We start from the raw sequence: 2,428 nt of genomic DNA, 5'->3' as shown, positions 1-2,428 counted from the left end.
CCAGAGCGATGCCGGCACGCAGGGGTTTCTCCGGCAGTCGCCGCACGATCGCGGGCCCGATCCAGGCGCCGAGCAGGCAGCCGGCGCCCAGCAGGAGCGCCGCGGGCCAGTGCACCGGAGCGACGAACGCGTAGATGACCGCGGCGGTGAGGTTCGAGATGCCGCTGACCACGTTCTTGACCGCGTTGCTCACCGCGAGCGGCTCGCTCGCGCTCAAGGACAGGACCGTGAGCATCAGTACGCCCGCAGCGGCCCCGAAGTACCCGGAGTAGATCGCGATCAGGAAGATCAGCGGGGTCAGCGGCAGCCCGGCGGCACGGGTCAGCCGGGCCCGCAGCGGGTCCCGGAACAGCAGGGCGACGGCGGCCAGCGCGATCAGCCACGGCACGATCCGCTCGAAGGCCGACGGCGGCGTGCTCAGCAGCAGCACCGCGCCGGCCGCCCCGCCGATCGTGGCGACCGCGCCGAGCCGCAGCACCCGGCCGCCCTGCCCCCGCAACTCGCGCCGAGAGCCGGCCGCGGCGCCGGCGGTGTTGGCGAACAGCGCCACCGTGTTGGTCACGTTGGCGGCGATCGGCGACAGCCCCACGGCCAGGAGTGTGGGATAGCTGATCAGCGAGGCCAGCCCGGCCATCGACCCGGTCAGCCCCGACCCGGCCCCGCCGAGCACCAGCAGCACGACCTGATCAAGACCCACGCGTCCCCACCGTAGCCCCGGAAACCCGGTGGACCGACCCCATCGGGCAGCGGAGCGGCGCGCAAGCGAAAAGTGGTAGCCCACCGCCCTTTCCGGGGGCGGAATGCGTGCGTGGGCTACCACTTCGGGTCGCGGCCCGGCGCGCCAAGCGAAAGTGGTAGCCCAGGAGGCTATCCGCATCGCGGATGGCCTTCTGGGCTACCAGTTCTTGGGGGCGGGCCCGCCCGGCGGTGGGGCAGTGAGGGTGAGTCGCGACTGGCTCGCGGTGTGGCACGGGACTTCGGTGTGCTCGTACCCGTATGGGTTTTTGCTGGCTTGTGGCCCGTGGCGCTGCGACAATGCGTCGATGGATGACGCTACGCGAACCACCGAGGACGCAACCGGTACGCCGAGCGGGCTGGATCGCCGGGCGTTCTTCGGACGGGCACTGCTGGCCGTCGGCGCCGCCGCCACGCTCGCCACCCTCACCGGCTGCCCCGGCGGCGACCAGGGCGACGACGATGACGACGGTGGCGACGACGACGACTAATCGCCGGTCAGGCCCCAGCGGCGGCGCAGGGCGTTGTCGGCGGTGTTGAACAGCACGTCGATCAGGATGCCGATGATCAGCACCACGATGATGTAGCTGATCACCAGGCTGGATTCGAACAGGTCGCGGGCGTTCTGCATGCGCACGCCGATCGAGATCGCGCCCGGCACGATCACCAGCAGCTCGCCGGCCATCAGGCTGCGCCAGGAGAACGCCCAGCCCTGCTTCAGGCCGGAGACGAACGACGGCAGCGACGCGGGCAGGATCAGGTAGCGGTACTTCTTCAGGCCGGTCATGCCGAGCACCCGGCCCACCCGCAGCCACGTCCGGGGCACGTAGTCGATGCCGCTGATCAGGCCGTTCGCGACCGAGGGCGCGGCGCCGATCACGACGACGAAGAGGATCGCCTTCTCGCCGAGCTGGAAGAGCAGGATGGCCAGCGGGAACCACATGATCGACGGCATCGTCTGCAGGCCCGTGATCAGCGACCCGATCGCCGCGCGCAGCGGCGCGAAGGTGGCCACCGCGGCGCCGACGACGGTGCCGATCAGCACCGCGAGCGAGAAACCGGTGATCGCCCGGGTCATGGTGAGCCGCACGCCGGCCCAGAAGTCGGCGGTGGTGATCAGGCCGCCCAGCTCGCTGAAGACGGTGGCCGGGCCGGGCAGGACGTAGGTCTCCTTCCAGCCCGAGAGCACGACCAGCTCCCAGATCAGGATCACCAGGGCGACGGCGAGCAGCTTGGGCCAGGCCGAGCGCCAGATCCGGCGGCCGAGGTCGGAGCGGCGGGGCTCGACCCCGAGTTCGAGGGCGTCCAGGCCGGCGGCGGTGTCCCGCTGCCTGGTGTCGAGATCAGTGGGCATGGCGGGCCACCTCGGCGCGGAGCTTGTCGGTGATCTCGGCGGCCTGCGCCGACACCTCGGGGGAGTCGATCCGCCGGGGCCGCGGCGAGGTGACGGCGAAGTCCTCGATCACCCGGCCGGGCCGGCTGCTCAGCAGGATCACGCGGTCGCCCAGGCGGACCGCCTCGCGGACGTTGTGCGTGACGAACAGGACGGTCAGCGACTGCTCCCGCCAGATCCGCTCCACCTCGTCGTGCAAAAGGTCGCGGGTCATCGCGTCGAGGGCGCCGAACGGCTCGTCCATCAGCAGGATCTCGGAGTCCTGCGCCAGCGAGCGGGCGAGCGCCACCCGCTGACGCA

The 2,428-nt window shown here is 71.4% G+C and carries 3 protein-coding genes and 1 pseudogene; 1 reads left to right on the top strand and 3 read right to left on the bottom strand.

The genetic code is table 11. The features are described 5' to 3' along the window. Positions 1–697: sulfite exporter TauE/SafE family protein (locus tag AB0M20_RS38345; protein ID WP_364305813.1), on the bottom strand; the 697-nt coding region annotated here is incomplete at its 3' end. Positions 698–1,043: 346 nt separating this feature from the next. On the opposite strand from AB0M20_RS38345, the gene AB0M20_RS38340 reads away from it, so the two are divergent. Continuing rightward, positions 1,044–1,226 carry a hypothetical protein gene (locus AB0M20_RS38340; protein WP_364305811.1) on the top strand — a complete coding sequence of 61 codons (183 nt, stop codon included), beginning with the start codon at positions 1,044–1,046 and terminating at the stop codon, positions 1,224–1,226. Here the strand turns inward: AB0M20_RS38340 and AB0M20_RS38335 are convergent. Both AB0M20_RS38335 and AB0M20_RS38330 read right to left on the bottom strand, forming a co-directional pair. Then, positions 1,223–2,089, bottom strand: a complete 867-nt coding sequence (locus AB0M20_RS38335; RefSeq protein ID WP_364305809.1) for an ABC transporter permease — start codon at positions 2,087–2,089, stop codon at positions 1,223–1,225. The genes AB0M20_RS38340 and AB0M20_RS38335 overlap by 4 nt on opposite strands. Further along, positions 2,079–2,428, bottom strand: a pseudogene (locus tag AB0M20_RS38330) (ABC transporter ATP-binding protein); the annotation flags it as partial. The pseudogene AB0M20_RS38330 and the gene AB0M20_RS38335, both read right to left, overlap by 11 nt.

The organism is Actinoplanes sp. NPDC051633, assembly GCF_040681735.1.
GTDB lineage: Bacteria > Actinomycetota > Actinomycetes > Mycobacteriales > Micromonosporaceae > Actinoplanes.
This window is presented reverse-complemented; position numbering and strand designations above follow the sequence as displayed.